At 55.5% G+C, this 211-nt stretch carries 1 tRNA gene; it reads left to right on the top strand.

The annotated features are described in order from the left end of the window. Positions 1-127 precede the first annotated feature (127 nt). Positions 128-204: transfer RNA gene (locus tag OGY18_RS00975), tRNA-Asp, on the top strand. The last annotated feature ends 7 nt before the right edge of the window (positions 205-211 follow it).

Here is a 211-nt window from a genome sequence, read left to right on the forward strand (position 1 = left end):
CTCAGAAGTGAAACGCCGTAGCGCCGATGGTAGTGTGGGGTCTCCCCATGCGAGAGTAGGGAACTGCCAGGCATCAAATTGCAGTAAACCGGGATGAAGAATCCGGGTGGTGACAAAGAAATTCGGTGGAGCGGTAGTTCAGTTGGTTAGAATACCTGCCTGTCACGCAGGGGGTCGCGGGTTCGAGTCCCGTCCGTTCCGCCACTTATTA

This window comes from Citrobacter sp. Cpo142, from assembly GCF_030332425.1.
Classification (GTDB): domain Bacteria; phylum Pseudomonadota; class Gammaproteobacteria; order Enterobacterales; family Enterobacteriaceae; genus Citrobacter; species Citrobacter portucalensis.